This window comes from Limnohabitans sp. G3-2 (assembly GCF_002778275.1).
In the GTDB taxonomy this organism is placed as follows: domain Bacteria; phylum Pseudomonadota; class Gammaproteobacteria; order Burkholderiales; family Burkholderiaceae_C; genus Limnohabitans_A.
Window position 1 is genome coordinate 140,819 of sequence record NZ_NESG01000006.1, and the last position, 21,008, is coordinate 161,826.

General features: G+C 62.8%; 21 protein-coding genes. 7 read left to right on the forward strand and 14 right to left on the reverse strand.

Annotation, left to right across the window (positions count from 1 at the left end):
- Positions 1-8: 8 nt before the first annotated feature.
- From B9Z31_RS11005 to mutL, 8 genes are all read right to left on the reverse strand, one after another.
- Positions 9-2,060: an acyltransferase family protein gene (locus B9Z31_RS11005; protein ID WP_100119608.1), complete on the reverse strand. Its 2,052-nt coding sequence runs from the start codon at positions 2,058-2,060 to the stop codon at positions 9-11.
- The gene (locus tag B9Z31_RS11010) at positions 2,057-3,511 is read right to left on the reverse strand and encodes a hypothetical protein (RefSeq protein ID WP_100119609.1); all 1,455 of its coding nucleotides are present in this window, start codon (positions 3,509-3,511) and stop codon (positions 2,057-2,059) included. The genes B9Z31_RS11005 and B9Z31_RS11010 overlap by 4 nt, the downstream gene beginning before the upstream one ends.
- Before the next feature lie 81 nt (positions 3,512-3,592).
- Positions 3,593-3,733 carry a hypothetical protein gene (locus B9Z31_RS15500; RefSeq protein ID WP_158235681.1) on the reverse strand — a complete coding sequence of 47 codons (141 nt, stop codon included), beginning with the start codon at positions 3,731-3,733 and terminating at the stop codon, positions 3,593-3,595.
- 45 nt (positions 3,734-3,778) lie between these two features.
- Positions 3,779-4,255 carry a hypothetical protein gene (locus B9Z31_RS11015; RefSeq protein ID WP_199174482.1) on the reverse strand — a complete coding sequence of 159 codons (477 nt, stop codon included), beginning with the start codon at positions 4,253-4,255 and terminating at the stop codon, positions 3,779-3,781.
- Complete coding sequence (locus B9Z31_RS11020) at positions 4,252-4,557, reverse strand: nucleotidyltransferase domain-containing protein (protein ID WP_100119610.1); 306 nt, start codon at positions 4,555-4,557, stop codon at positions 4,252-4,254. The genes B9Z31_RS11015 and B9Z31_RS11020 overlap by 4 nt, the downstream gene beginning before the upstream one ends.
- A 57-nt stretch (positions 4,558-4,614) precedes the next feature.
- Positions 4,615-5,568, reverse strand: coding sequence for a tRNA (adenosine(37)-N6)-dimethylallyltransferase MiaA (gene miaA / locus B9Z31_RS11025; protein WP_100119814.1), 954 nt, complete (start codon positions 5,566-5,568; stop codon positions 4,615-4,617).
- A gap of 7 nt (positions 5,569-5,575) precedes the next feature.
- Positions 5,576-6,793, reverse strand: a complete 1,218-nt coding sequence (locus B9Z31_RS11030; RefSeq protein ID WP_100119815.1) for an MFS transporter — start codon at positions 6,791-6,793, stop codon at positions 5,576-5,578.
- 8 nt (positions 6,794-6,801) lie between these two features.
- Positions 6,802-8,835 (reverse strand): DNA mismatch repair endonuclease MutL, encoded by a 2,034-nt coding sequence (gene mutL / locus B9Z31_RS11035; protein WP_100119611.1) that lies wholly within the window; start codon positions 8,833-8,835, stop codon positions 6,802-6,804.
- Positions 8,836-8,920: 85 nt separating this feature from the next.
- Between mutL and B9Z31_RS11040 the strand changes: the two genes are divergently transcribed.
- Positions 8,921-9,559: a DedA family protein gene (locus tag B9Z31_RS11040; protein ID WP_100119612.1), complete on the forward strand. Its 639-nt coding sequence runs from the start codon at positions 8,921-8,923 to the stop codon at positions 9,557-9,559.
- On the opposite strand, the gene B9Z31_RS11045 is transcribed toward B9Z31_RS11040, so the two are convergent.
- The 3 genes from B9Z31_RS11045 to B9Z31_RS11055 form a co-directional block, all read right to left on the reverse strand.
- Positions 9,556-10,488, reverse strand: coding sequence for a carbohydrate kinase family protein (locus tag B9Z31_RS11045; protein ID WP_100119613.1), 933 nt, complete (start codon positions 10,486-10,488; stop codon positions 9,556-9,558). The genes B9Z31_RS11040 and B9Z31_RS11045 overlap by 4 nt on opposite strands.
- Before the next feature lie 17 nt (positions 10,489-10,505).
- Complete coding sequence (locus B9Z31_RS11050; protein WP_100119614.1) at positions 10,506-11,450, reverse strand: ABC transporter permease; 945 nt, start codon at positions 11,448-11,450, stop codon at positions 10,506-10,508.
- 71 nt (positions 11,451-11,521) lie between these two features.
- Positions 11,522-12,487, reverse strand: coding sequence for a sugar ABC transporter substrate-binding protein (locus B9Z31_RS11055; protein WP_100119615.1), 966 nt, complete (start codon positions 12,485-12,487; stop codon positions 11,522-11,524).
- 162 nt (positions 12,488-12,649) lie between these two features.
- Between B9Z31_RS11055 and B9Z31_RS11060 the strand changes: the two genes are divergently transcribed.
- The 4 genes from B9Z31_RS11060 to B9Z31_RS11075 are packed head-to-tail and all read left to right on the forward strand — an operon-like array spanning position 12,650 to position 15,779.
- Positions 12,650-13,438 carry an ATP-binding cassette domain-containing protein gene (locus tag B9Z31_RS11060; protein WP_233200918.1) on the forward strand — a complete coding sequence of 263 codons (789 nt, stop codon included), beginning with the start codon at positions 12,650-12,652 and terminating at the stop codon, positions 13,436-13,438.
- Positions 13,432-13,872: an RbsD/FucU family protein gene (locus B9Z31_RS11065; protein ID WP_100119617.1), complete on the forward strand. Its 441-nt coding sequence runs from the start codon at positions 13,432-13,434 to the stop codon at positions 13,870-13,872. Before B9Z31_RS11060 ends, B9Z31_RS11065 begins: the two co-directional genes overlap by 7 nt.
- Before the next feature lie 18 nt (positions 13,873-13,890).
- A complete protein-coding gene (locus tag B9Z31_RS11070) occupies positions 13,891-15,105 on the forward strand; it encodes an ROK family protein (protein WP_100119618.1) in 1,215 nt (404 codons plus the stop codon).
- Positions 15,102-15,779 (forward strand): transaldolase family protein, encoded by a 678-nt coding sequence (locus B9Z31_RS11075; RefSeq protein WP_100119619.1) that lies wholly within the window; start codon positions 15,102-15,104, stop codon positions 15,777-15,779. Before B9Z31_RS11070 ends, B9Z31_RS11075 begins: the two co-directional genes overlap by 4 nt.
- Before the next feature lie 3 nt (positions 15,780-15,782).
- Here the strand turns inward: B9Z31_RS11075 and B9Z31_RS11080 are convergent, their stop codons facing one another.
- Both B9Z31_RS11080 and tsaE read right to left on the reverse strand, forming a co-directional pair.
- Entirely contained in the window at positions 15,783-17,198 is a 1,416-nt protein-coding gene (locus B9Z31_RS11080; RefSeq protein WP_100119620.1) for an N-acetylmuramoyl-L-alanine amidase, read from the reverse strand.
- Positions 17,188-17,757, reverse strand: coding sequence for a tRNA (adenosine(37)-N6)-threonylcarbamoyltransferase complex ATPase subunit type 1 TsaE (tsaE, locus tag B9Z31_RS11085; RefSeq protein ID WP_100119816.1), 570 nt, complete (start codon positions 17,755-17,757; stop codon positions 17,188-17,190). The genes B9Z31_RS11080 and tsaE overlap by 11 nt, the downstream gene beginning before the upstream one ends.
- Between tsaE and queG the strand changes: the two genes are divergently transcribed.
- Positions 17,737-18,849, forward strand: a complete 1,113-nt coding sequence (queG, locus tag B9Z31_RS11090; protein ID WP_233200923.1) for a tRNA epoxyqueuosine(34) reductase QueG — start codon at positions 17,737-17,739, stop codon at positions 18,847-18,849. The genes tsaE and queG overlap by 21 nt on opposite strands.
- Positions 18,850-18,903: 54 nt before the next feature.
- On the opposite strand, the gene B9Z31_RS11095 is transcribed toward queG, so the two are convergent.
- Positions 18,904-19,809 carry an AEC family transporter gene (locus B9Z31_RS11095; RefSeq protein WP_100119818.1) on the reverse strand — a complete coding sequence of 302 codons (906 nt, stop codon included), beginning with the start codon at positions 19,807-19,809 and terminating at the stop codon, positions 18,904-18,906.
- Between the two features lie 224 nt (positions 19,810-20,033).
- On the opposite strand from B9Z31_RS11095, the gene B9Z31_RS11100 reads away from it, so the two are divergent.
- Positions 20,034-21,008 (forward strand): tripartite tricarboxylate transporter substrate binding protein BugE, encoded by a 975-nt coding sequence (locus B9Z31_RS11100; protein WP_100119621.1) that lies wholly within the window; start codon positions 20,034-20,036, stop codon positions 21,006-21,008.

A 21,008-nucleotide genomic window follows, 5' to 3' on the forward strand; every position in this document is an offset into this window, starting at 1 on the left:
GGTCACCCTCATTGCTCGGGTGGCTTGGGCTGAGTGCCCGATGGCGAGGGGCTTGGCGAAGCCGTTGACGCAGAGGGCTGTGCGCTTGCCCCGGGTGTGCTGGAAGTACCGGATGTGCCAGATGAACCGGATGTACCGGGTGGGTTGGGGCGCTCGCCCGCGGAAGGATCGGCGGGCATCCCCTCTGGGGCCGCGGGCGTGGCCGTTGCACCCGATGGCACCGCCGTTGGGGCAGGCGGGGGCAGTTGCGGGCGTTTGACTTGTCGAAGCGAAGGCCCTGACAGGGTCACTTCAGGTTGACCCAGAGCCATTCGGATCTGTTGGTAATAGGCATGAATACCGCTGCCCGAGAGGTGGATGCCGTCTTGCACAAAGTAAGCGGGGTTGCTTTGGCCCATCTCGTGCCAGTCCACCAAGCGCACGTTGTCAAACGCCTGGCTGACCTTGGCGATCAGCGCGTTGTTGGGGCCGGTCCAGCGCCGTGCGCCATAGACATTGAGCACCACCACCGTTTTGCGGTCGGCCAGTTGTTCCAGCAAAGCCCGAAACTGTTTTTCACTCAAATAGCCATTGGTGCCCAAGTGGATGACCGTGGCGTCCCCCAGCTGCGCTTCGCTTTTCAGGCTTTGCACCAGTTTCAGGCCCTCGCTGCCTTGGCGGCCCACTTTGGCTTCGATGCGGGCCGCAGGCAAATGGCGCAGCAAATAAGGACTGGCACCCAGCAAAACCGAGTCGCCCACCAGCGTGACCCGCTGGTAAGCCGAGCCTGCCGGGTTCGGCTGGGCTGAGGCCGCGGAGACGGCCGGCTTCGATGGGGTGGGCAAAGCCGTGCGGGGGTTGGGCACGGGGGTCGTGGCCTGCACGGCGGGGAGGGGGGACGTGGTGGGGGCACTGCCGCTGAGTGTGTGCATGAAACCCAAAACACCGACATTGACGCACACCAGCGCTGCGAGACCGATCCAAGTGCGGCGCCCCCAGGCCTTGCGAGAGCCGGCGACCCAAGGCTTTTCAACCCAGCGGTAGGAGGCTTCGGCACAGGCCAGCGTCAGTGCCAAGCGGGTAACAAGGACCCCGCTCAGCTCCAGCGCATTGGCCTGCGGGGAGGGTTTGAGCCAAATCACCACAGGCCAATGCCACAGGTACAGAGAATAAGAGCGGGCGCCGAGCCACAGCATCGGGCGGGTGGAGAGCATCCAAGCCACCCAAGTGCCTTCACGTGTGCTGGCCACAATCACCAGACCCGTGAGGACGGCGACCCCTAAAAATCCACCTTGGTAGAGCCCGGGCATGCCTTCGTGGGTTTCGGCCATGGCCCAGATCAGGGTGGCCAAGGCGGCTGTTCCGGCCAGGTTGAGCACTTCGTCGCTGGTGGCGGACGTCAGGCGAAGTTTCCAAGGGTTCCACCAGGCGGCCAAGGCCGATCCGGTCAACAAGCCCATCAAGTGGGTGTCGGTGCCCAGGTACACGCGGCTGGGATCGCCGCCGTCGATCTGCGTGAGGTACAGCCAAGCCATCCAAGCCGTGCTGGCCACTGCAATGCCGGCAGCCGCCAATCCCAAACCCGTTTTGCCTGTTTTGTTCAGCAGCCCCAAGGCCAGCAGCGGCCACAGCAGGTAGTACTGCTCTTCCACGGCCAATGACCACAAGTGCTGGAGCAGCCGGGGTTGTTCGATGGCCTCGAAGTAGGACTGTTGCGCCACAATTTGCCACCAGTTGGACAGGTAGAAAAATGCGGCGGGCAGGTCTTCCGCCAAGCGCGGCAGAGCCTCCGGCAGCACCATGGGCGTGATGGCCACCAGCCACAGCAGCATGACCAAGGCGGCCGGAAACAGGCGGCGTGCCCGGCGCAGGTAAAACGCTGCAAAGTCGATGCGACCGGCTCGCGCGTGTTCTTGCAACAACAGCGCGGTGATGATGAAACCCGACACCGTGAAGAAAATGTCCACCCCCAGAAAACCAGCGGGTAAAAAGTTGCCCAGATTCAGGTGGTAACCGACGACGGCCAGCACGGCCACACCGCGCAAACCATCGAGACCGGGCAATCGGGCCAATGCGCTCATGGCGAGGCCAGGCCGAAGTCGGCCATGAATCGGTTGGCCAGTTCGCGGTATCCGGCTGGGGTGAAGTGGATCAGGTCAGGGGCCATCAGGGGCGGATTTTTGCGGGCCCAAGCGTAGGCGCTGCCCACCCCCCCCATGGCTTCTTGCATGCTCCAAGCCAGACAACCGTGTTGCGCTGCCAACTCGGTTTGGATGTGCCCGATGTGCGCGTGGATGCGGCTGTACTTCAGCAATGGGGCCGCTGGTGCTGAAGGGCCAGACCGGGTGGATGGGGTATTTTGGGCCCCTTTGCTTGGGGGCTTGGCCCCTTTTCTGGGGCTGTTTTTGCTGGATTTGGTGGTTTTGGATTTGACCACCCGGATCCCTCGGTCACCCGGGCCGATCAGCAGGCACTGGGTTTGCGGAAACACTTGGCGGAAGTTGCCCAAGGCCTTGTTCAGCGTCTCCCGGTACGTCGTTTCATTGAAACGTGGGTCATTGCCCTCGTTGGTGCCAAAGGCGATCAGGGCCAGGTCATAGGGCTGGTCGGTGAACCATGAAGCCAGATAAGCCAAGTCGCTGCGCGCCCAGCCCCCCACGGTGGCCCCGGGGTAGGCGAACAGGTCCAGGTGCAGGGGGGGTGGCGTGGGCGCTTCCGGCAGTTTGATGCCCTGGAATCGGAACTGACCGCTGACCACACGAATTTGCAGGGTGGCCAAGGCCTGGCTGGTTTGCAGCACCAGCGCGTGTGGCCCTGCACGGTTGTCCAAGCTCACCTCGGTTTCGGTTTCGTCGTCCACTCGGATGGCCAACAGCGTGGACCCTAAACCTTCGCCGTGGTAGAGCAGTTGCAAGCTGTTGTGGCGCGGCTGGCCTTGGGCGTCGCGCAGGTCCATCGCCAGTGTGGCGCCGCTGCCTTTGGCCACCAAACTGGTCATGCCTGGCCCGGGGGCCGCAGCGGCGTCGGCATGGGCATAAGCCATTTCTCTGCCCCATTCCCCCGACAAACAGGTCTTGCGAACCAGGCCTCGCACGCCACCATGACCCACGCCCGATTGAACAAAACGGCTGCTGACCAGGGTGTCAACGGGCACCAGCTTGCGTGCCAGTTGGTCGCTGAAAAAAGCCGCCGCCATGTGGCTGTCTCCCCAAATGGCGAGGCGCCAGCCATGGGGTCGGGTCAGCAATGGCTGATGAATAAAGGGTTTGGCTGGCAGGTTCGCTGTTGCGTTGTTTGTTGCACTTTGCAAGGCCTCATTGACCGCGTCGTCACCCGGAATCTCAGACGGTTCTGCCGCAGGGGTCGGCGCTTTGGCCATTGCAGCGCCTTTGCGAGGACAAACCAATGCCACGTCACCGCGGCCCGTGTTGGGCATTTGAACGGTCTGCGACATCAGCCGCACAGGTATGGCCGGCTCCGCAGCCCACGCCATGGGGATCCACCCACACCACACCAAAATGAAAAAACGCATGTCTCGACTTCAAACGCACTTGCGATGCAAATGCCAAGAGTTTAACGATCGAGCCATGCGCTCAAACAGACCGGGTCGCTTTTACGCCGTTCGCTCAGAAATCACCACCAACACGCGCTGGTTGCCCAGTTGCATGATCACCTGCATGGGGAAGGCCCCGTCGGGTACGGCAGCCGCTTCAAAACGCAGGGCCTGCTCGTCTTCGTGGGCTACAGAGCCCATGGGGCATCGACGACGTCGGTGCACTCAAGCTTGATCAGTGGCAGGTCAGGCGCCCTGCAAACCACCGATCACTGGCGCAATGCCAGCGAGCAAAGCGAGCAAAAGGGGAACGGCCGAGATGGCTTCATTCAGATAGGCGGCCTTCAGGGCATCGTCTTCGGGATAGTCGTGTGCAAACCGATTGCGAATGACACGCAGCGCATGCCAATCGTCCAGCTTAGGCAAATAGCCTAATTTTTCGAGCCGGTGAAGTTTGTCGATCATGGGGCGGTCTTCGTAGGGCTCTTGCAGGTGTTCCAGTAAAGCCGGAAAAAGCCGGGCCCCCAATGTATCTTGCAACTTGGTGAACCTGAGAACGAACTGGTCCCAGTCCTGCACAGCTTCGTCGCTGAGTTGGGACAGGGCGTTGGCAGTCAATGGCAGTGTGGGTGTGATGGCTGACATGGCATGGGCCATGTGGTGTGCGTGGCGTTGGCATTGCTGCCAAGCGTCAAGCAAACGGACTGGCGCGGTGTGGGTCATAGCAAAATGCCCTCTTGAAGCGCCACTTTGAAAATCGGTGGATGCGAAAGGCGTCCTGGATAGTCGATCAGCACGTCCACTTTTTGTTCACCCAAACGGGTATAAATTTGGCTCAAAAAACGGGTGTGTGCTTTGGCAATATCGGCCGGATCGGTCATTGTGGATTCGATCAACAGGTCGATATCACCGCCTTTGCGCTGTTCGTCGGCTCGCGAACCAAACAAACGCAAACGAGTACCGTGGCCAAAACACGCCAAGGCAGCGTGTTTCAAGGTTTCTTTTTCATGTTCAGACAGACGCATGGCTCAACCTTTGAAAATCGGTGGGAAATCCTAGCATCAATCCCCGCTAAAGCGCTTTCAAGCCGTCAGCGCCTGCATGGCCATCTGTTTGACCTGATGCACCGCATCGCCCGCTCGGGCATCGACCACCACCCGCTCCGGCATGCTGCGCAGCCAAGTGATTTGGCGTTTGGCCAATTGGCGGGTGGCGATGATGCCGTGCTCACGGATCTTGGCTTCTGGCCAGCCTTCGTCCAGCCCTTGCCAGGCTTGGCGGTAGCCCACACAGCGCATCGAAGGCAGATCGGGGTGCAGGTCGCCGCGTGCCCGCAGGCCTTTGACCTCGTCCAAGAAGCCCGCTTCCATCATGTGGTCAAAGCGCAGCGCGATGCGCGCATGCAACCAAGCGCGGTCGGTGGGCTCTAGGCTGATGACCGGGATGTGCCAGTTGGGCGCATCCGGTTTGGCGCTTTGGTGAAACGAAGACAAGCTGCGCCCTGTGCTCGTCCAGACTTCCAGGGCGCGGCCGATGCGCTGGCTGTCGGCTGGGGCCAGGCGGGCGGCTGTGGCCGGGTCGACCTGCGCGAGTTCGGCATGCAGGGCGGGCCAGCCCAGCTGCTCGGCGCGTTGCGCAATGGCTGCGCGCACCTCGGGGTTGGCCGATGGGATGTCGTTCAAACCCTCGAGCAAGGCCTTGAGGTAAAGCATGGTGCCTCCCACCAGCAAGGGCGTTTTGCCCCGGGCCCGGATGTCCGCGATCAGGGGGGTGGCCTCTCGGGCAAAGTCGGCCGCGCTGTAGCTGTGCAGCGGCTCAAGGGTGTCGATCAGGTGGTGCGGCACAGCGTCCAGTTCTTGGCGGCTGGGTTTGGCGGTGCCGATGTCCATGCCGCGGTAAACCAGGGCCGAGTCCACGCTGATGATTTCTGCGCCGCCTTGGCCCTGCAGGCTGTCGGCCAAAGCCAGAGCCGCTGCCGTTTTGCCGCTGGCCGTGGGGCCAACGATGGCGATGGCGTCGATGGGGCGTTGTGTCATCTCGGGATCAGCGGGGTTGGGCCAACACGGCTGCAGGCTTGCCATGGCGCTGCACAGCCGTCCAAGCCACCGCAGTGATGACGAGCGCCCACAGCAACAGCCCGTGCGCAAGGGCCAAAACCGGTTGGTCCATGTGCGAGCCCAGCCAAGCACCCATGAAGAAAGCGCCCAACATCATCAAAAAACCATTCAGCGCCGAGGCCGTGCCCGCCCGGTGAGGGAAGGGCGCGACGGCGCCGCTTTGGCCACAAGGCTGGTGCACGCCGTGGCCCATCATGAAGATGTACATGGGCACCATCACGGCCCAGGCGCCATACCAGTCCTGACCTTGCCCCGCATAGGCCAGGACCGCCATGCTCACGCCGCCTGTGATCGTCAGGGCGGCCGCCATGCCCACGGTCCGGTGCACGCTGGTGCGCCGCAGCATCCAGCGGCACCAGAACGTGCCCACGATGTAAGACAGCGACATGCTGAGCATGAGAAAGCCATAGGCCGTTTTGCTGTACCCCATGAAGGTGACAAAGACAAATGAAGAGCTGGCCAAAAAGGTGAACAGCCCCAAATAAGAGCCTGCCGACAAGGCGCACCAAGTGAGAAACACCGGGTTGCGCAGGATCTCGAGGTTGGCCCGCAAGAGAGGCCCTGCCCGCAGCGCATGCGGGTCGGGGCGGGCCAAGCTTTCTTCAAAACGCCAGAGCAGCAAGGCCCATGTGGCAGCGCCGAACACGGCCAGTGCCAGCAGGGCGTAACGCCAGCCCAGTGTGTCGGTCAACATGCCGCCCAGTGGCGCGCAGGCGCAGGCGATGATGCCCAGGCCCGTCAAGCCTTGAGACATGACCGTGGCCCCCTGAAGCGGCTGATAAAGGTCGCGCACCACGGCGCGTGCGGCCATCACGGCCGCGCCCATGGCCACGCCTTGCACCGTGCGCCCTGCAATCAACCAGGCCATGTCGGGTGCCAAAGCGCAAGCGATGGATGCCAAGGTGTAAGCCCCCATGCCCACCAACAAGATGGGGCGGCGACCAAAGCGGTCCGACAGAGGCCCCCACACAAGTTGCGACAGGCCAAAGGCCAACAGCAAAGCGGTGAGTGTGAGCTGGGCCTGGCCCATGCCGGCCCCAAAACCTTGGGTGATGGCGGGCAGGGCGGGCAAATACAGGTCGGTGGTGACAGGCTGCAGGCCGAGCAGCAGCGCGAGGAGCAGGACGATCAGTTGGGGCGACATGGCGCGCATCACCGACCTCGCAAAAACAGCGCATCCAGGTCCCGCATCGTCATCTGACGCCAGGTGGGACGGCCGTGGTTGCATTGGTCGGAGCGCTCGGTCTCTTCCATTTGGCGCAGCAGGGCGTTCATTTCGTTCAGCGTCAGGCGGCGGTTGGCACGCACCGCACCGTGGCAGGCCATGGTGGCCAAAATCTCGTTTTGGGCGCGTTGCACCACCGTGCTGGCGTCGTGCTGGGCCAGCTCGGCCAACACGCTGCGGGCCAGCTCGACGGCATCGCCTTGCGCCAAACTCGTGGGCACGGCGCGCACGGCCAGGGTCTTGGCCGATAAGGGCGAAATTGCCAGACCCAACTGTTCCAGCGCTTCGGCGCAGGCCTCGGCCGTGGCGACTTCGGTGGGTGTGGCGGCAAAGGTGGCCGGGATCAACAGCGGTTGGCTCGCGATGCGCGGGCCTGCACCCTCGGCGGCGGTGAGCTGGTTTTTCAGGCGCTCGTAGACGATGCGCTCGTGGGCTGCGTGCATGTCCACCACCACCAAGCCTTGTTTGTTTTCGGCCAGGATGTAGACACCGTGCAGCTGCGCCACCGCCCGGCCCAGCGGCCAGTCGCCCTCGGGCATGGGCGATGCCGGCGTGGTGCTTTCTTGGTCGGAGCGAGCCCCTGCTCGCGAATCCCCTTCGTAGGAGCCCCCTGCTCGCGAATCCTCTTCGTGGGAGCGAGCCCCTGCTCGCGAAGGGCCTTCGGCTGCCGGGGCGGCCTCCCACATTCCTGCGGCCTCTGCGGCGTGCGGTGAGGGCTGCCACAGCGCCTTCAGGTCCGCCATGGCCTGCTCGCCATTGACCCGGGGACGCAAAAAATCTGCGGGTTTGAAGGCCGGCGCCTGGAAGATCGAGGGGCCGGGCCGTTCAAACGCCATGCCGCCTTGCTGCCAAGTGGCCGACTCGGGCAAGGCTTTGGCGGCGGGGGCTTTCAGGCCAAAGTCGCTGGCAGGTTCGCCAGCGTCACCGCTCAGGTTCTGCGAGCGGGGGGCGGCCAGCGCATGTTCCAGCGCATGCCGCACCGCCTGGTGGACGGCGCGGCTGTCGCGAAACCGCACTTCGATCTTGGTGGGGTGCACGTTCACATCCACCAAGGTCGGGTCGATCTGCATGAACAGCGCATAAGCGGGTTGTTTGTGGCCGTGCAACACGTCTTCGTAAGCGCTGCGGGCCCCGTGCATGACGACCTTGTCGCGCACAAAACGGCCATTGACATAAGCAAACTGGTGGTCTGGGCGCGAACGGGCGGCGTCGGGCAGGCCGGCGCGGCCGATCACCTGGAGCGGGCCGGCCTTGTATTCCACGGCGATGGACTGGCTCACGAACTCTTGGCCCAACACATCGGCCAGGCGCTGCTCCAAGCCCGCAGCACCGGGGTGGACCCGCCACTGCTCGACCAGCTTGCCTTCGTGCCAGATGGCAAAACCCACATCAGGGCGGGCCAGGGCATGGCGGCGCACCGCCTCGATGCAGTGGGCCAGCTCGGTGCTGTCACTTTTCAAAAACTTGCGGCGCGCGGGCGTGGAGAAAAACAGCTCTTTGACCTCCACCGTGGTGCCCACAGCGCGCGCGGCAGGGCGGATCTCGCCTGTGCGACCGTCCAGCGCAAAGGCGTTGGCTTGTCCGTCCATGCGCGAGAGCAAGGTGAGCTCAGACACCGAGTGGATGGCGGCCAGCGCTTCACCCCGAAAGCCCATGGTCATGACCGATTCCAGGTCATCCAGGTTGCCAATCTTGCTGGTGGCGTGGCGCTTCAAGGCGGTGGCCAGCTCGTCCGGTGCGATGCCGCCGCCGTCGTCCTCCACCGAGATCAGCCGGGTGCCGCCTCCCATCAGGCGCAGCGTGATGCTGCGTGCCCCTGCGTCCATGGCGTTGTCCACCAACTCGCGCACGACCGAAGCCGGGCGTTCGACCACCTCGCCGGCGGCGATTTGGCTGATCAGTTCATCGGGGAGTTCGCGAATGGGGCGGCGCGCGGTAGCCGGGGTCTGTTGGGAAGTCACCGCCTGATTTTAGGCCTTGCGGCCGTTCTGTTTATTTGTGGCCGGCTGCCCCTGCGGCCGAATGCCTTCTTGGATAATCGCGGTCATGGACATCCTTTTGCAACTCGTAGATTTCATCCTCCACGTCGACCGCTATCTGGAAGCCTTTGTGGGGCAATACGGCGCTTGGGTGTACGCCCTGTTGTTCCTCATCATTTTTGTGGAAACGGGCGTTGTGGTCATGCCGTTTTTACCCGGCGACTCGCTCTTGTTCATCGTGGGCGCCATGTGCGGTGCAGGTTTGATGAACTTGCCGCTGGTCATGGGCTTGCTGCTGGTGGCCGCTATATTGGGAGACCAGACCAACTACACGATCGGCCGCTACTTTGGCCCTCGGGTGTTCCAGTGGGAAGATTCGCGGTTTTTCAGCCGCAAAGGCTTTGACCAGGCCCATGCCTTCTACGAAAAATACGGCGGCATCACCATCATCCTGGCGCGCTTCATGCCGTTCATCCGCACCTTTGTGCCCTTTGTGGCGGGCGTGGCCGAGATGACCCGCAGCAAGTTCACCCTGTTCAATGTGGTGGGCGGCTTCATCTGGGTGGTGGGCCTGACCCTGGCCGGTTACCTGTTTGGCAACTTGCCCTTCGTGCAAACCCACTTGTCCAAAATCATCTGGGCTTTGATCATCGTGCCGGGCCTGATCGCCATGTTGGGCGCCTGGAAGGCTCGGCGCACGGTTTAGAACGCCAACAGTTCAGCGCGTGTGGGCGGCTGGCAGCCTTGTCGGGTGCAGTTGATGGCAGCCGCTTTCATGGCCAAGGCCAATGTGTCGGCCACACGCGCGCTGGCCGGTGATTCGTTGGCGGACCAGTCGGCCAATGCGTTTCCCCAAAAGGTGTCGCCTGCACCCACGGTATCGAGCACAGTGACCGAGGGCGCCGGCAGGCCATGGCTGTGGCCTTGCACATCCAGATAAGCGCCATCGCCGCCAAAGGTCAGGGCCACGCGGCTCAAGGTGCCCGGCGCGCCCGCGGCGCGCAACTCGCTCACCAAGCGGGGCGATTCACCGAGGCTCACGTCGGCCAAACCCATGGTTTTCAGGTCTTCGTCGCTGGCTTTGAGCCAGTCGCTCAGGCCGATCACTTCGCGCACAGCCGCCACATAGGGTGCCAAGTCGCCCGCCACTTGGGGGCGCAGGTTGATGTCGACGCTGACCGTCCAGCCCAAATCCCGCGCAGCTTGGAGAATGGCCACCACTTTGTGGTGCTCGGGTGGAATGAGCAGCAAAGACCCCGTGTGCAATATCCCGGGGACGGCTTGTTGACGCAACAGGTCCACGATGCCATCGACCGTGTAGTCGCGGTCGGCAATGCCCTCGCGGTAAAAGCCATAGCTGGGCTGGCCGTCGTACACTTGCACAACGGCCAAAGAGGTCGGGCGTGGGCTGGTGCCACCGGCCAGCGTGACGCCGTCTTGCTGCAGTTGTTTCACCATGCCTTGTCCGAACAGGTCTTTGGACAAGGGGTTGAGGTAGGCCACCTGGGCGCCCTGCAGTGCAGCGGCGCGGGCCAGGTTGAAGGGGCTGCCGCCCATCAGCGGGCGCAGTTGGCCATCGGCTTGAGCGATGCAGTCCATCAAGGCTTCGCCCAGCACCAAAATCGGGGATGTCATCTTCAAGCTCCGAGCGCTTATTTTTTGAGCAAGTGCTTGCGCCGAACCACGTCGATCCAGACCGCCAGGATGACGACGGCGCCGATGGCCATCATTTGCTTGAACTGGGAGACTTCCATCAGGTTCATGCCATTGCGGATCATGGTGATCAGCACCGCGCCCAGCAAACTGCCCCAAATGCTGCCACGCCCGCCAAACAAGGAGGTGCCGCCCAAGATGACCGCCGCAATGGCGTCCAACTCAAACATTTGCGCCATCTTGCCGCTCGAGGAATCCATGCGGGCCATGAGCACGATGGCCGCCAGGGCGCAGCACAGGCCAGAGATCACATAGACACCCAGCTTGTACCAGCGGATGTTGATGCCCACCTGGCGAGCACCCATTTCGTTGGAGCCCATGGCGTACACGTAGCGGCCCAGCTTGGTGCTTGACAGCACAAAGGCCATCACCACAAAGAAGATGCCGGTGATCAGCGTGGGCATGGGCACGCCCAGCACATCGCCGTAGCCAATGAAGGGCAGGGGGTCGGGCAAGCCTGCATGGTCAAAGCCGCCCGTCAAGTCAAAGGCCAGCCCTCGCCACAGCGTCAGGCCGCCCAGCGTGACGATGAAAGCGGGTATGCCGACAAAGGCCACCAGGTAGCCGTTGAACACGCCCACTGCCGCGCCAATGGCCAGCGCCATCAGCATGGCCAGATAAGGGTCCAGGCCCATTTTGACCATCATGTGACCGGCCACGGCACCGGCCAGGGCTGTGAGTGCCCCCACGGCCAGGTCGACGCCACCGGTCAAGATCACAAAAGTTTGACCACCCGCCAGCAAAGCGATGACCGACGCCTGCACCAAGATGTTGGACAGGTTGCCTGCGGTCAAAAAGTAGGGCGAGGCCAAAGTCAGCAAAGCGCCCAGCACAAGCACCGCTACCAAAGCGCCGTACCACTCTTGTCGGGTGATGGATTTCATAAATTTCTCAATATTCCAAAAAACAAGCCCGGACCCTCAGGTCCGGGCTGGCCCTGTCGGGGCCGTCCAGGTCACTTGGCTTTGACCCGCATGAACTGGCCCACGCCGGAGTCGGCCGCGAACTTGTCCACGTTGGCGGGCAGCACCAGGAATGAGCCGGTGTCAATCCGCGCTTCGACTTTTTTGCCCTGTGCGGCCGCGATGGCTGTTTCCACACCCACTTGGCCGATCTTGGCCAGCATTTGTGCGGCGTTGGCTTGTTGCCAACCTTGCTTCATCATGTCCAGCCCGCCTGGGGAGCCATCAAAACCCGCGATTTTCACGTCGCCGGGCTTCTTGCCAGCGGCCATCAAAGCCGCTTTGGCACCCAAGGCGCCGCCGTCCCAAGCGCAGGCGATCACCTTGGCGCCCGGGTTGGCACGCAAGGCGGCTTCCACGCCGTTTTGGGCCATGGTCTGGTCCCAGGTGGTGGCCACTTCAACGATTTTGATGTTTTTACGCCCAGCGTTCAAAGCATCCACAAAGCCTTTTTTGCGCTCTTGGCCCGTGGATTGACCCTGGTCGCCGGTCACATAGATCACGGTGTCGCCGTCTTTGATCTGTTCTGCCGCCCACTTGCCCTGCACGTTGGCCGCCTTGATGTTGTCAGTGGCCACATAAGACGTGATCTTGGAGCCGGTGATGCCGGTGTCCACAGCCACGACGGCGATGCCAGCGGCCAAGGCCTTGTTGATGGCGGGGGCGATGCCAGCTGAGTCCACAGGGGCAATGGCGATTGCGTTGACTTTGCGGGTGATCATGTCTTCAACGATGGCCAGTTGGCGCGACAACTCGCCCTTTTCAGCCGCCAATTCGATGAATTTCACGCCCTTGGCACTGCCCGCTTTTTTGGCACCACCGTTGATCAGCGTCCAGCCTTCGTTGGTGTTGCCGTTGGTGATGTAGGCGACGGTGATGTCTGCGGCCATGGCCGAGGTGAACAGGGTGGCTGCCGCTGCAGCGATGGCCAAGCGGACGAAAGTGCGTTTTGTGGTCATGGTGTGTGTCTCCGTGTTGGGTTGTACCGGGCAGCAATTCTGTTGTCTGACCGCGAACGCATTGGAAACGAAAAACAAGACTAAGTAAACCTAGTAGTTTTACTAATACGAATTCTCCGCCAATCCGCCATGATCGCGGCCATTCACAGTGAAAGTAGCGCCATGTCGACACCTGCTCCCGTTCTTGAAATCCAGCAACTGACCAAACACTATGGCGGTGTCAAAGCCCTGACCGATGCCCAGTTTCGCCTCATGCCTGGCGAGCATGCCGCCATCGTGGGCGACAACGGCGCGGGCAAAAGCACCTTTGTGCGCCTGATCACCGGGGCAGAGCAGCCCAATGCGGGCGACATCCTGTTGGATGGCCAAACAGTGCATTTCGAGTCGCCACTGGACGCCCGAGATCAGGGCATCGAAACCGTGTACCAGACGCTGGCGCTGGCCGAAGACCTGGACGTGCCCGCCAACATCTTTTTGGGCCGCGAAATCACGCGCCTGAACTTGGGGCCGCTGTCCATCCTCCACCACAAGGCCATGCGCGAGAAATCGGCCGCCATGCTGGCCACCACCGGCGTGCAGATCCAGGACATGTCCGAGAGCCTGCGCGGCATGTCGGGTGGTCAGCGCCAGTGCGTGGCCATTGCGCGCGCTGCAGGGTTTGCCAAAAAACTCATCATCCTCGACGAGCCCACGGCCGCCCTGGGCGTTCAGGAAACGGCCCGTGTGGAAGGCATCATCAAAGGGCTCAAAGAGCGCGGTGTGCCCTTGATCATCATCAGCCACAACCTGCGCCAGGTGTTTGACCTGGTGGACCGCATCTGGGTCTTTCGCCAAGGCCGCATCATCTGCAGCAGGCGCACCCGCGAGACCAGCCCCGAAGAAATCGTGGGCCTGATCACCGGCGCCATCGATCCGGCCAGCCTGCGCTCTGAAGAGACTGCCACATGCTGAAAGGGATAGACCCACTGCTCACACCCGAGCTGCTGATGCACCTGTGCGCCATGGGCCACGGCGAATGGGTGGCGGTGGTGGACGCCAACTTCACTGCCGACCATTTGAGCCAGGGCAAACCGGTAGTGCGCTTGCCTGGCCACAGCCTAGAGCGGGTGAGCCGAGCCGTGCTGTCGGTGTTCCCCCTGGCCACCGATGTGGCGCAGCCTGCGGCTTACATGCATGCTTGCCACAGTGCCCCTGATTTTCGAACCCCCGCCCAACAAGCGGTGCTGGACTTGGTGGTGGCCGAGGGATTCAAGCCTGAACAGGTCGAAGCGGTGGAGCGCTTTGCGTTTTACGAGAAAATCAAGGGGGCCAGCCTCATCGTGCAAAGTGGCGAGGGCTCGGGCTACGGCAACGCCGCATTTTGTAAGGGCGTGATTTTTTTCTGAATCAGAGCAACACCAACCATGAACTCCGCAACGCCCACTTCCGCCATGCGGGGCTCCAACCACGTGGGGATGCGCCAGTTCAATGAACGCATCGTGCTGCAGGCCATTCGCCACCACGGGGCGATCCCGAAGGCCGATCTGGCGCGGCTGACCCAGTTGTCCACCCAAACGGTGGCCATCATCGTGGGCCGTTTGCTGGACGACGGCTTGCTCCTCAAACAGGACCGCGTGCGCGGCAAGATCGGTCAGCCCTCGGTGCCCCTGTCGCTCAACCCGCAAGGGGCATTCAGCGTGGGCATTCAGGTGGGGCGCCGCAATCTGGAGTTGCTGGTGGCCGATTTCACGGGCCAGCCTGTGGCGCGCGTCGAAGTCCTCTACGACTATCCCGACCCGGATGTCTTGTTGGAGTCGATGGCGCAGGGTCTGCAAACCCTGAAAGAGCGCATGGGCGAGCTCTGGCACCGTACCGTGGGTGTGGGGCTGACAGCGCCGCTGTCCTTGCACAAATGGGCCGACCTGATGGGCGGTCAGGCCGCTCAAGCCTTGGCCCGCTGGGAGCACATCGACCTGACGGCCCAGGTGCAGCGCCTGACCGATTTGCCAGTGGTGTTTGCCAAAGACACCACGGCCGCGTGCGTGGCCGAATTGCTGCAAGGCCATGGCCGCAGCGTGCGCAGTTTTTTGTATGTGTTTGTGGGCACCTTCATCGGTGGCGGCTTGGTGCTGTCCGGTCACATCATGAACGGCGAACGAGGCAATGCCGGGGCGATTGGCTCCTTGCCAGTGGGTTGCGCTTCAAGCGGTTCGGGCATGCCGCCTCAACTCTTGCAAAAGGCTTCGGGCTGGCAGCTCGAACAAGCCTTGCTGGCCGCGGGACATGACCCTTTGCTGATTCACCAGGCCGCCATCATGGACAAGGCCTATGCCGGCCTCACGGCGCCTTGGCTCGCTCAGGCCAGCCAGGCCTTGGCCATGACGGTGGCGAGTTCCGCCGCCTTGCTCGATCTGGACGCCGTGGTGATGGACGGCTCGCTGGGCGCGCCGCTCATGACCGCGCTGATGGCGGCCACACAAGACGCCCTGAGCCAGTACCGCTTTGACGGCATGCACCAACCGCAGCTGCTGGCCGGGCAGGTGGGCGCCCACGCCCGTGCTTTGGGCGGGGCGCTGCTGCCGCTGCACAGCCAGTTTTTCCCGGACAAAGACATCTTTCTGAAGCAGGATGCCGCATGAAGTTCTACCTCGACTCGGCCCAAGCCCGCCAATGGACCTTGCCGGCGGGCTGTCCTCCCGTGCAGGGCGTCACCACCAACCCCACATTGGTCATGCAAGCCGGTTTGCCGGTCAGCCTGGCGGGCTATTTGCAGTTGGTGGCGCAAGCAGGAGAAGTGCGTATCCCGGAGCTGATGCTGCAATTGCCCCGCGCCGACGTGGGCGAAGCGGCCCAGTGGCTCGAAGTGCTGCTGCCTGCTGCGGTGCAGGCCCGTGTGCGCCTGACCATCAAGTTGCCCTGTCACCCCGACTGGCAGCCCGTGCTGCGCGAAGTTCAGGCCTGGGGCGTGCCCAGCTTGCTCACCGGGCTGTCCAATCCGATGCAGCTGCTTTGGGCGCGCGCCCAGGGAGCCCATTTTGTCGCGCCGTATGTGGGCCGATTGCAGGCCGATGGCCGCGATGTGTGGTCGCTGATCGAGGCGTGTGTGGCGGTGCAGGCCGACGGTTTGCAGCTGTTGGCCGCCAGCATCAAGTCGGCGGATGTGTTGTCGCGCTTGATCGCCTTGGGTGCCCATGCCGTCACGGTGCGCCCAGAATTCGCGGCCAGCTTGGCCACCGATGCCTTGACCTTGGCCGCGATGGCGCAATTTGACCAAGATGCGCGGACTGCTGAGCAGTTTGTCGCGTCCCTTTGACGCTCAGATTTTCCGGTTGCGCGCCAAGGGCGGGTTGCGCGAGAAGTACTGCACGATGCCGCGCATCAGCGCATCGGTGAGTTGCTGCTGGTAAGCCTCGCTGCGCAATTTTTCTTCTTCTTGTGGGTTGCTGATGAAAGCCGTCTCCACCAGCACACTGGGGATGTCGGGGGCTTTGAGGACGGCGAAACCCGCTTGCTCAACGCGGGGTTTGTGCAGGCGACCCACGCCACCGATTTCGCGCAACAAGCTGCTGCCCAACTGCAAGCTGTCTTTGATCTGTGCGGCCGTGCTCATGTCCAGCAGGGCGTGCTGCACTTGGGCGTCTTGGGTGCCTAAATTCAGCCCACCGATCAGGTCGGCCTTGTTTTCCTTTTGCGCCATCCAGCGCGCTGCGCTGCTCGATGCCGCGCCTTGGCTCAGAGCGAACACGCTGGCGCCGCTGGCCTGGGGCGTGAAAAACGCATCGGCATGGATGCTGACCAACAAATCGGCTTGGACGCGCCGGGCCTTTTGCACCCGCACATGAAGGGGCACAAAGAAGTCGGCGTCGCGGGTGAGGAATGCCCGCATGGGGCTGCCCTGAACGCTGCTGGCGTTGATGCGGTCGCGCAGCATTTTGGCGATCTTGAGCACCACGTCTTTCTCTCGTGTGCCAGCCGGGCCAATGGCGCCCGGGTCTTCGCCGCCGTGGCCGGGGTCCAGCGCGATCACGATCAAACGGTCGCTGTCCTGTGCGCCTTTTTCTGCGCGGGGCGGATGGTTGGGGCTGTCCATCGACACCGCAGAAGGGGGCCACAGGTCTTGTCGCCGGGTGGAGGGCGCGGGGGCAGAGGGCGCCGGATTCAAAGCGCCCCCAGCGGCAGCCCCGTTGCGCCGCGCGATCAGCTCACCCAAAGGGTCATTGACGCTGGTGCTGGTGGCGGGCAAACCCGAGGCCGGCGCGGGCACAGGTGCCGCCGCCGCACGCTCTTGTATCAGTTGCGCCAGCGGGTCCAGGCCGTCCTTCGGATACAGGTCCAGCACCAGCCTGTGGGCATAAGTGGCCACGGGTTGAAGGGTGAAGACTTGCGGCGCAATGGCCCGCTTGAGGTCAATCACCAAGCGCACCGTGCTGGGGTTGAACTGGCCCACCCGTATGCCCGCAATGTTGGGGTCAGAAGCCTGCACCTTGCCCACCAATTCACGCAAAGCGGCGTTGAGCTCCAAGCCTTCGATGTCGATGGCCAAGCGCGGGGGCGAGGCGATGAAGGTTTGCGTGGTTTTGAGGGGCGCGTCCGATTCGAGCGTGACCCGGCTGTAATCGGGCGCAGGCCAAATGCGCACGGCCAACATATTGGCCCCGCGTGCCAGCTGCGCTGCGCCCAGGCTCATCACCAGAAATCCGGCTTTGAGCCAGCGGCGGCGGTCAGAGCGCATCGGCGGCTCCCCCGTGGCCGGTGGTGGCCCAAGAGGCCAACCACGCTTGGCCTCGCTCTGTGCCCGCGCTGATGTGCACCCGGCGCTGGTCTTCGTCGATCGCCTCGAGCGCCATCACCCAGTCCGGTGCTGGCAGCTGCCCAGCCACTTTGTCAGGCCACTCCATGAGTTTGAGTCCCGGCCCCGCAAAAATGTCCCGAAAGCCAGCGTCTTCCCACTCTTGCGGATCGCTGAATCGGTAAAAATCAAAATGCCAAACAGGCCACGCCGAGTCGCCCGAGCCCGCCAAGTGCGGCTCGACCACGGCGTAAGTGGGGCTTTTGATCCGGCCTTGCACGCCCGCTGCGCGCAGCAAATGGCGCACCAAAGTCGTTTTGCCTGCTCCCAGGTTGCCGCGCAATTCAATGCACGCATCTCGCCCACCGGGCCAGCTTTGCAGGGCTGCGCTCAGCTGCTCGGCAAAGGCTTGTGTGGCCGCCTCGTTCGGCCACAGACCCTGCCAATGCGCTGGGGCAGTGGGGCTTTCTACAATCGGTGGGTGACTGCTCAACGTACTCAATTCGACCTTCTAGAACTGTGGCCCCAGATTCCGATCTGGGCGCGTGAGCTTGGATTGTCCCAAATTGGCGTGACAGGCATCGATTTGTCCTCGGCCGAGCCCGGATTACAAGCTTGGCTGGCCGCAGGTTTTCACGGCAGCATGGACTACATGGCCAGCCACGGCATGAAGCGGGCCCGGCCGGCCGAGCTTCACACAGGGACGGTGAGCATCATCACGGCCCGCATGGATTACTTGCCCTTGGGCACAGCACCCGACTGGTTGGCCCAAGAAACCGCTCGCAGCCTGCAGCCAGGCGAGGCGGTGGTCTCGCTCTATGCCCGGGGGCGCGATTACCACAAGGTCTTGCGCAGCCGCCTGCAAAAACTGCAAGAGCGCATCGCCCAAGCCATTGGCCCCTTTGGGCACCGCGTGTTCACCGACTCGGCGCCTGTGTTGGAGGCCGAGCTGGCCACGCGCAGCGGTCTGGGCTGGCGCGGCAAACACACCCTGGTCCTCAGCCGTGAGGCCGGCTCCATGTTCTTTCTGGGCGAGTTGTTCGTGGACTTTGCACTGCCTGAGACGCCGCAGGTCTCGGCGCACTGCGGTCAGTGCACCGCGTGCATGGACCTGTGCCCCACCCAAGCCATCGTGGGGCCCTACCAGTTGGATGCCCGGCGCTGCATTTCTTACCTGACCATTGAGCATGCCGGGCCCATCGACGAGGCGCTGCGTCCCTTGATCGGCAACCGCATTTACGGCTGCGACGATTGCCAGTTGGCCTGCCCTTGGAACAAATTCGCGCAAATCAGCAGCGTGCCCGATTGGCAGCCGCGCGAAGGTTTGGGGGCGTCCACCATCGCTGAACTGATGGCCTGGAGCGAGGCCGAATTCTTGCGCCGCACCGAAGGCAGTGCCATCCGCCGCATCGGCCACGCCCGCTGGCTGCGCAACCTGGCTTTGGCCGCCGGCAATGCCTTGGCTTCGCCGGCGTTGTCTGCAGGCGAGCGAGAGCGGGTGTTGCAGGGTTTGGCGGCCCACGCTGGGCATGCCGATCCGGTGGTTCAAGAGCAGGTGGCCTGGTCGCTGGCCAAAGCAGCTGCCCCTTTGTAGGAGGCCGCCCCTGCGGCCGGATGGTGGGGTGGGTCAAGGGGGCCTGGCGCCCCGTCAGCGCAGCACGCCCAGCGCAAAGGGCAAACTGAGCATGCCCGAGAGCGTGGACAGCGTGACCAGCCCCGCCACATAGGGCCCGTTGTAGCCCATGCGGGCGGCCAGCACGTAGCAAGTCGACGCGGTGGGCAGTGCAGAAAAGGCCAGCAGTATGGTCGTTTGCATGGCGGTCAGCCCAAACAATTGCGACATGCCCAGCGCCATCAAGGGCAGCAGCAGGTGCTTGACCAAGAGCACGCTCACGGCCAACAGCTGGCCTTGGCGCAGGGTGCGCAGCTCCATGCCCGCACCCGCAGCCATCAGCCCCAAGGCCAGGGAAGCGGCGCCGATGCGGCTGACGCTGGGGTCCATCCAGGCCGGAATGCTCAAACCCATCAAGTTGAAGGCCAGTCCGGAACTGGTGGCGATGATCAAGGGGTTGCGGACCAGTTCGCGCAAAAAACCGGTGTTGGCATGGCGTGCCATGGGCCAAACGGCGCCGATGTTGAACAGGGGCACGCAAAACCCGATCAACACCGAAATCAGCAGCAAGCCCTCTGCGCCCGCCAAGCGCTCGGCCAGGGCCAGCGCGATGAACGAATTGAAGCGAAAACCCACTTGGGCACTGGCCGCATGGTCCCGTTTGTCCAGCCGTTTGCCCAGAATCGGCCAGTAAGGCAAGCTGTAGGACAGGGCAATGGCGCAGACCCCCAAACTCAGGCCAGCGCCAATGAGGTTGGACGTGGCAGCCAGATCGAGCGGGCTTTTGACGATGGACCGGAACAGCAGCACCGGGAACAGGAACAGGTACACCAAACTGTCGACCTGTTGCCACACCGAGCGGTTCAGGGCGGTGTAGCGGCAAATCAGGTAGCCGCACAAAATCAGCGAAAAATCGGGGAAGAGGAGTTGGGCAAAGTTCACCCTGGGAGCATAACGGCTGCAAGCCGCCGTCATGCCGGCCGCTTGTCACCCTGGGGCAAGGGGCTGGGGGCGAAGGGATGGTGGCGGGGGGCTGGTGGCGAAGGGCTGGTAGCGAAGGGCTGGTAGCGGGTAATGCCCGGATTTTTGACGGATTTGTGGGTTTGTCCTCTCTCAAGTCGCCCTTTTTTTTGCATATCATGGGCACACTTTTTAGGAGTTTTGACATGAAACGTCGCAGTTTGGTTTCGGCAGCCGGTTGGGCTGTCACCGTTTTGGCCAGTGGTTCGGCATGGGCACAGGCCTACCCCAACAAACCCATCAAATTGCAGGTGCCTTTTGCGCCTGGCGGCACCACCGACATCGTGGCCCGCGTGATCTCCGAGCCCCTGAGCAAGGCCTTGGGCCAAAACGTGATCGTCGAGAACAAAGCCGGTGGCGGTGGCGTGGTGGGTGCCACAGAAACCACGCGTGCGGCGCCGGATGGCTACAACCTGGGCATGGCCACGGTGTCGACCACGGCCGCCAACCCGGCCATCAACCCCAAGATCCCGTACAACGTCTTGACCGACTTCACGCCCATCATCAACATTGCGGCCACGCCCAATGTGATCGCGGTGCACCCCAGCTTCCCGGCCAAAGATTACAAAGCCTTCCTGGCCGAGTTGAAGAAAAACCCGGGCAAATATTCCTATTCCTCTTCGGGCACGGGGGGCATCGGCCATCTGCAAACCGAATTGTGGAAAAGCTTGGCGGGTGTCTTCATCACCCACATTCCTTACCGTGGTGCAGGCCCTGCCCTGAACGACACCGTCGCAGGCCAAGTGCCCATCATTTTCGACAACCTGCCTTCGGCCTTGCCATTTATCCAAACGGGCAAGCTGATCCCGATCGTGGTGGCGGCTCCCCAGCGGCTGCCCCAGTTGCCCAATGTCCCGACCTTCAAGGAAATCGGTTTGGAGCCTGTCAACCGCATGGCTTACTACGGCATCTTGGGCCCCAAGAACCTGCCCAAAGAGGTGGTGGACAAGATCAGCGCGGGTGTGAAAAAAGCCCTGCAAGAGCCCGGTGTGACCAAACGCATCAACGACACGGGCTCTTTGGTCATCGCCAACACGCCCGAAGAGTTCAGCGCCCAGATCAAGGCCGAATTCGAGGTGTACAAGAAAGTGGTGGACCAGCAAAAACTCAAGCTGGACTGA